Origin of the sequence: Pseudomonas sp. B2021, assembly GCF_018135665.1 — a bacterium.
In the GTDB taxonomy this organism is placed as follows: domain Bacteria; phylum Pseudomonadota; class Gammaproteobacteria; order Pseudomonadales; family Pseudomonadaceae; genus Aquipseudomonas; species Aquipseudomonas lactis.
Genome location: NZ_SMOF01000001.1, coordinates 1203220 through 1209244 on the forward strand (window position 1 = coordinate 1203220; position 6025 = coordinate 1209244).

Genomic DNA, 6025 nt, shown 5'->3' on the forward strand with positions numbered 1-6025 from the left:
GGTACGCCCATGCAGCGAATCTACGAACCGGAAAACCTCATGGAGGGCGAGCTGCTGCAGCAGATGCTTGCCAGTGAAGGCATCGAGGCGCATTTGGTGGGGCGCCACCTGCTCGGCGGCACGGGCGAGTTGCCGATATTCGGCTTGCTGGGGCTGGAGGTCGACAATGACCAGGCCGCCAGCGCCCGCGAGCTGATCACTGCCTATATCGGCGCACAACCGTTGCCCGGCGACGAACCCGACAGCTTTCCCGACGTATTGGTCTGTTAGGCTGTCGGTCGGTTTACCCCAAGAGTCGTGTTGCCCCATGTGTGGACGTTATGCCCTGTTTCGCTGGAACCCTGCCTTTGCTGCCTTGCCCGGCTTCCCCGCCGATCAGCAGGCCCAGTGGAACATTTCCCCCAATGATTCGGTGCTGATCCAGCGCCTGAGCGAGGGCCAGCTCACCCTGGCGCGTGCCCGCTGGGGGCTGACGCCGCCCTGGCTCACCGACCTGTCGCGCACCCCGGCTCACGCCCGCGCCGAAACCCTGGCCGAACAGCCGATGTTCCGAGAAGCATTCCGCCAGCGCCGTTGCCTGCTGCCCGCCAATGGCTTTTATGAATGGCGCGGCACCCAGCGCAAGCGCCCGTACTGGCTCACACCGGGGGAGGGCTCAACGCTATTCTTTGCCGCGATCTGGGAAGCGTATCCGGTGCAGGAGCAGGTATGGCTGAGCACGGCCGTGGTCACCCAGGCGGCACAGAGTCAGCGGCGCCCATTGATCCTGGACGCGGCAGGGCAGGCCGCCTGGCTCGACCCCGCGACACCGCTTCATGTGCTGCAGGGCATGCTGGCGGCTGAGCCTGCTGCGTTGCGCGAGCGGGTACTGGCCAATATGGTCAACGATCCGAAGCTCAACGGGCCGGAATGCCTGACCCCGGCGTGAGCTTTGTCAGTCGTTCCACGTTCGGATGTATCTGAAATTCAGCGGTTAAACGTCTGGTGTATCTGGCGCAGATACAAATGACCGCCTACGATACGCGCCATGTTTTCAGGGAGCGTGTTCATGAAGAAGTCATTGGTGGTAAGCGGTTTGGTTGCAGCGATGCTGCTGGCGGGTTGTCAGTCGGTCAATACCACCAGCGGCGGCGCCGTTGGGGTAGAGCGCAAGCAGTACATGTTCAGCATGCTGTCGAGTCAGGAAGTCGACCAGATGTATGCCCAGTCTTATCAGCAGACCCTGGGTGAAGCCAGCAGCAAAGGGGTGCTGGACAAGAGCAGCGCCAACGCCAAGCGCGTGCAGGCCATTGCCAAGCGCCTGATCGCCCAGGCGCCGACTTTCCGCGCGGATGCCGCCCAGTGGAACTGGGACGTGAACCTGATCAAAAGCGATGAGATGAACGCCAACTGCGGGCCTGGCGGCAAGATCCTGGTGTACAGCGGCTTGATCGACAACCTCAAGCTCACCGATGACGAACTGGCTGCGGTAATGGGCCATGAAATCGCCCACGCCTTGCGTGAGCATGGCCGCGAAGCCATGTCCAAGGCCTACGGTATCCAGATGGCCAAGCAGGGCGCCGGGGCAATATTCGGTCTCGGCCAAGACAGCCTGGCACTGGCCGATACCGTGGCCAACTACGGCATGACCTTGCCCAACAGCCGCAGCAATGAAAACGAAGCCGACCTGATCGGCCTGGAACTGGCCGCCCGCGCTGGCTACAACCCCAACGCGGCCATCACGTTGTGGAACAAGATGGCCAAGGCTTCGGAAGGCGCACCACCGGAATTCATGAGCACACACCCGGCTTCCGACAGCCGCATCGCGTCGTTGCAGGCGGCGATTCCGAAGGTGATGCCGCTCTACCAGCAGGCCAAGAAGTCCTGATCGACGCCGTGTAGGAGCGAGCTTGCTCGCGAGAAACGTCAGCGATAACGCGTGTTGCCTGAATAAACGCGGCGCCGGTGAGTTTTTCGCGAGCAAGCTCGCTCCTACAGGCATCAGGGCTTAGATCCAGCCGCTGCTTTGCATGGCCTTGTACACCGCAATAACCGCCAGCACGAAGAACGCCGTAGCCGCCAAGCGACGAATCAAGGTCAGCGGCAGTTTCTCCGCGGCAAAATTCCCCGCCAGCACCACCGGCACGTTGGCAATCAGCATGCCCAGGGTGGTACCGATAATCACCAGCCACAATTCCGGGTATTGCGCCGCCAGCATCACTGTGGCGATCTGGGTCTTGTCACCGATTTCGGCGAGGAAGAACGCAATCAAGGTGGTCAGGAAGGGCCCGAACTTACGGGTGGTACTGGCTTCATCATCATCGAGTTTGTCCGGCACCAGGGTCCACAGCGCCGTGGCGCAGAAGCTTGCGGCGAGGATCCAGTGCAGCACCGCATCCGAGAAGAAACTCCCGAACCAGGCGCCCACGGCACCGGCCGCCGCATGGTTGGCCAGGGTCGCGGCGACAATGCCGGCGATGATCGGCCAGGGTTTGCGAAAGCGTGCGGCAAGGATGAGTGCGAGCAGTTGCGTCTTGTCGCCGATTTCGGCCAAGGCAACGATTGCGGTAGGAACGAGTAGTGAATCCAGCATCAGGTAGTTTCCAGGGGCGGGTCGACACGGCTATGACACGTACAGCCTTCCCGCCCCGGGTAAGGTGTGCGTGTCATAGGTCTTGTCAAACCCCGGTCCGTCTGTGCGGACTCCTGGGTCGCATACGCCATGGTCTGCTGACCAAGTATGTTGACGTATGCCGGACGAGCATGGCGCTCGTGGGAGACTACTCCCCTAGGACGCTGCGGATTCTGCCTAGGCAAAACCCATTCGGCAAGCGTTCTTTTTCAAACCTCCCTCAGGGGCGCTTGGCACGGTAAATGCGAAAACCATTGCCTTCGGCCTTGATTGCGCAGATGCCCAAATGCTCTTCGATCAGTGGTTGATACTTCAGGAAGCTATTGGCAACCAGGCGAAGTTCGCCACCTTTTGCCAGGTGTTTCGCCGCTTTTCGCAGCAGGTTCTCCGTGGCGAAATAATCGGTGTGCACGCCGACATGGAACGGCGGGTTGCTCAAAATCGCGTTCAAACCCATGGGCGCCGCGTCGATTCCGTCACCGGTCAATACCTCGGCTTCCAGGCCGTTCGCTGCCAAAGTCAGACGACTGCTGGCGGCGGCGAAGGCATCCACGTCCAGCATCGTCACGGTGTTATGCGGGTAGCGGCGTTTGACCGCAGCACCCAGCACCCCCGCGCCGCAACCAAAGTCGAGCAGGTTGCCGCTGGGCAGCTTGTCCAAGTGCTCCAGCAACAACTCGGTGCCGCGGTCCAGGCGCCCATGGCTGAACACACCTGGCAAGCTCACGACCTTCAGCGGGCCTTCGGCCAGCGGTACGTCGAAGACCTGCGCCAGGCTCTCAAGCGCCACGGCTTGCGGCGCGTTGGCGACGGTGACCTGCCACAACTGGCAATGCCGTGCGCTATCGAGCTTGCGCGGTTTGCCGAACGGAGCCATCTGTTTGGCGGCGCTTTCGATACCGCCCTTTTTCTCGCCCACCAGAAACAGCTCGGCGCCCGGCAGGCGCGCAGCCACGGCATTGAGCAGGTAGTCGGTGAGGTCTTTGGACTTGGGCAGGAAAATCACCGCCGCATCAAAGGCGCGCTCGGGCACTGTCACGCCAAACTGGCTGCGTTCGGCGAAGCGCGCATCGAGCGCCGCCTGGTCACCGGCATGCCAGCACCAGCCGTGGGCGTTGGGCAGGCGCCCAAGCAAATCGTCGGCAGGCAAACCCACGAGCAGCAGGTTGCCTTGAAAAAGTTCGGCCTGGCGAAGCAGTACTTCACTGCGCGGATCCATAGTCTGCTCCTTGAAAAGGGGCGCAGTTTATCAACTGACGACGCGCAGCGGGGCGCCGCTGAAAAAGCCCAGGGCGTTTTCCGTGAGTTGGCCGACGATGCGCTGCCGCGCTTCGCGGCTGCCCCAGGCGTTGTGGGGTGTGACGATCAACCGTGGAATGCCCCCAGCCAGCAGCGGATTGCCATTGACGGGTGGCTCGACGCTCAGCACATCAGTCGCCGCGCCGCCCAGATGACCACTGCGCAGTGCGTCGGCTAGGGCCTGTTCATTGATCAAGCCGCCGCGTGCGGTGTTGACGATAAACGCGCCGGGTTTGAGCAACGCCAGTTCACGAGCGCCGATAAAGTCGCGGGTGTGCTCGTTGAGTGGGCAATGCAGGGTCAGCGCATCGGCCTGGGTCAGCAATTGATCCAGCGGCACACGGTCGGCGCGGGCAGGGCGCCCAGGTATCGCGCCGAGCACCACACGCATGCCAAACGCTTCAGCCAGGCGTGCCACGGCACTGCCCAGTTCACCGTGGCCGAGCAGGCCGAGGGTTTTGCCTTCCAGTTCGACGATCGGATGGTCCAGCAGGCAAAACTGTTTGGCCTGCTGCCATTTGCCCGCGGCTACATCCTGTTGGTAGTCCTTCAAGCGCGTGGCGAGGTTGAGCAACAGCATGATCGTGTGCTGGGCCACCGACGGCGTGCCATAGCCCTGGCAGTTGCTCACAGTGATGCCGTGGGCGCGGGCGGCTTCAAGGTCGATATTGTTGGTGCCGGTGGCCGACACCAGGATCAGCTTGAGCTCGGGGCAGGCGGCCAGGGTGTGGGCCGTGAGCGGGATTTTATTGCTGATGGCGACTTGGGCGCCTTGCAAGCGCTCCAGCACATTTTCTGGCGTGGTCTGTTCAAACAACTGCAACTGGCTGAAGCAGTCATGCAAACCGCTGAGGTCGAGGTCGCCCAAGTCCAGGGAAGGGTGGTCGAGGAAGACGGCGCGGCGATTGTTCATGATCAACTGTACCTTTTGCGACGAGGTTCGAAGGCGTAATCTGCCGAGCCTATCAGATGAAATAATCAGTTACTTAATGGAGTGAGCATGTACGTCGCCGAGTTTTTGACCGTAGCCTTGATTCACTTGCTGGCGGTGGCCAGCCCCGGCCCGGATTTCGCCGTGGTGGTGCGTGAGAGTGTGACCCATGGCCGCCGCGCCGGCACATGGACGGCACTGGGCGTCGGTTCGGCGATTTTCCTGCATGTGGGTTACTCGTTGCTGGGTATCGGCTTGATCGTGTCCCAGTCCATTGTGCTGTTCAATGCGTTGAAGTGGGCGGCAGCGGCGTACCTGCTGTACATCGGCTTCAAGGCCTTGCGCGCCCAGCCGGCCAAGCCTGCGGCCGAGGGCGAGTTGCACCGTGAAGCGGGTGAGCGCACCCCGCGTGGCGCGTTTACTGCGGGCTTTGTGACCAATGGTTTGAACCCCAAGGCCACGTTGTTTTTCCTGTCGTTGTTTACCGTGGTGATCAACCCCCACACACCATTGGCGGTGCAGGCCGGTTATGGGGTGTACCTGGCGGTGGCGACGGCGTTGTGGTTTTGCCTGGTGGCCATGCTGTTCAGCCAGCAGCGTGTACGCGCGGGGTTTGCGCGGATGGGGCATTGGTTTGATCGGACCATGGGCGCGGTGTTGATTGCTATTGGGGTGAAGTTGGCCTTCACCAGCATGAAGTAAGCGCGTTCACTCAAGCGGGCAGGGACAAAATGTGGGAGCTGGCTTGCCTGCGATGTCGGCCTGACAGCCGACACCTACCTACCTGACATCCTAACGATCCAACTGCGGGCTTGCTCGCGAAGGCGGGCTGGCAGTCAACACGGTTGGATTGTGTACATATCCATTGCTGCGGTAACGGCCGCTTAGGGTTCCGCTCTGACAGCGGCTCACTTTTGAAAAGCGCAAAAGTAAGCAAAACGCTCTTGCCCCACCACTCGGCACCTCGCCTAGGCTCGGTGTGCCCGTAATCCGCCAGTGATTGGGGGGGCGCCGCCACGCGCCATCCATGGCGCGGGGCGGCTAAACCGGCATCCCTGCCGGTTTACCCCCCAAATCACTGTCGAATTCCGGCCAGCGTGGTTTGACGGGGCGCTTGAGATCAAGATCAAAAGCAGATCAAGAGCAGATCAAGAGCGGCTCGCTTCGCATCGTGGTTACCGTCG

At 61.6% G+C, this 6025-nt stretch carries 7 protein-coding genes and 1 riboswitch; of the genes, 4 read left to right on the plus strand and 3 right to left on the minus strand.

Translation table 11 applies throughout. The features are described from left to right. Positions 1-9: 9 nt before the first annotated feature. The 3 genes from E1K68_RS05390 (at position 10) to E1K68_RS05400 (ending at position 1867) form a co-directional block, all read left to right on the plus strand. Complete coding sequence (locus E1K68_RS05390) at positions 10-270, plus strand: DUF2007 domain-containing protein (RefSeq protein WP_003188624.1); 261 nt, start codon at positions 10-12, stop codon at positions 268-270. Between the two features lie 37 nt (positions 271-307). Beyond that, positions 308-928 carry an SOS response-associated peptidase gene (locus E1K68_RS05395; RefSeq protein WP_003188626.1) on the plus strand — a complete coding sequence of 207 codons (621 nt, stop codon included), beginning with the start codon at positions 308-310 and terminating at the stop codon, positions 926-928. Positions 929-1048: 120 nt separating this feature from the next. After that, a complete protein-coding gene (locus E1K68_RS05400; protein WP_003188628.1) occupies positions 1049-1867 on the plus strand; it encodes a M48 family metallopeptidase in 819 nt (272 codons plus the stop codon). 120 nt (positions 1868-1987) lie between these two features. On the opposite strand, the gene E1K68_RS05405 is transcribed toward E1K68_RS05400, so the two are convergent. From E1K68_RS05405 to E1K68_RS05415, 3 genes are all read right to left on the minus strand, one after another. Then, positions 1988-2572, minus strand: a complete 585-nt coding sequence (locus tag E1K68_RS05405; protein ID WP_003188631.1) for a TMEM165/GDT1 family protein — start codon at positions 2570-2572, stop codon at positions 1988-1990. An 88-nt stretch (positions 2573-2660) separates the two neighbouring features. Continuing rightward, a riboswitch (yybP-ykoY riboswitch) is annotated at positions 2661-2780 on the minus strand. A 51-nt stretch (positions 2781-2831) separates the two neighbouring features. Continuing rightward, positions 2832-3830, minus strand: coding sequence for a class I SAM-dependent methyltransferase (locus E1K68_RS05410; RefSeq protein ID WP_034134882.1), 999 nt, complete (start codon positions 3828-3830; stop codon positions 2832-2834). Positions 3831-3860: 30 nt separating this feature from the next. Next, a complete protein-coding gene (locus E1K68_RS05415; RefSeq protein ID WP_032900979.1) occupies positions 3861-4826 on the minus strand; it encodes a 2-hydroxyacid dehydrogenase in 966 nt (321 codons plus the stop codon). An 84-nt stretch (positions 4827-4910) separates the two neighbouring features. Between E1K68_RS05415 and E1K68_RS05420 the strand changes: the two genes are divergently transcribed. Then, a complete protein-coding gene (locus E1K68_RS05420; RefSeq protein WP_003188636.1) occupies positions 4911-5543 on the plus strand; it encodes a LysE family transporter in 633 nt (210 codons plus the stop codon). Positions 5544-6025 lie beyond the last annotated feature (482 nt).

Bases quoted from the DNA above. Each gene is read 5' to 3' on its own strand.
- E1K68_RS05420 (WP_003188636.1), top strand. From the start codon at position 4,911: ATGTACGTCGCCGAGTTTTTGACCGTAGCCTTGATTCACTTGCTGGCG.
- E1K68_RS05390 (WP_003188624.1), top strand. From the start codon at position 10: ATGCAGCGAATCTACGAACCGGAAAACCTCATGGAGGGCGAGCTGCTG.
- E1K68_RS05400 (WP_003188628.1), top strand. From the start codon at position 1,049: ATGAAGAAGTCATTGGTGGTAAGCGGTTTGGTTGCAGCGATGCTGCTG.
- E1K68_RS05405 (WP_003188631.1), bottom strand. From the start codon at position 2,572: ATGCTGGATTCACTACTCGTTCCTACCGCAATCGTTGCCTTGGCCGAA.
- E1K68_RS05410 (WP_034134882.1), bottom strand. From the start codon at position 3,830: ATGGATCCGCGCAGTGAAGTACTGCTTCGCCAGGCCGAACTTTTTCAA.
- E1K68_RS05395 (WP_003188626.1), top strand. From the start codon at position 308: ATGTGTGGACGTTATGCCCTGTTTCGCTGGAACCCTGCCTTTGCTGCC.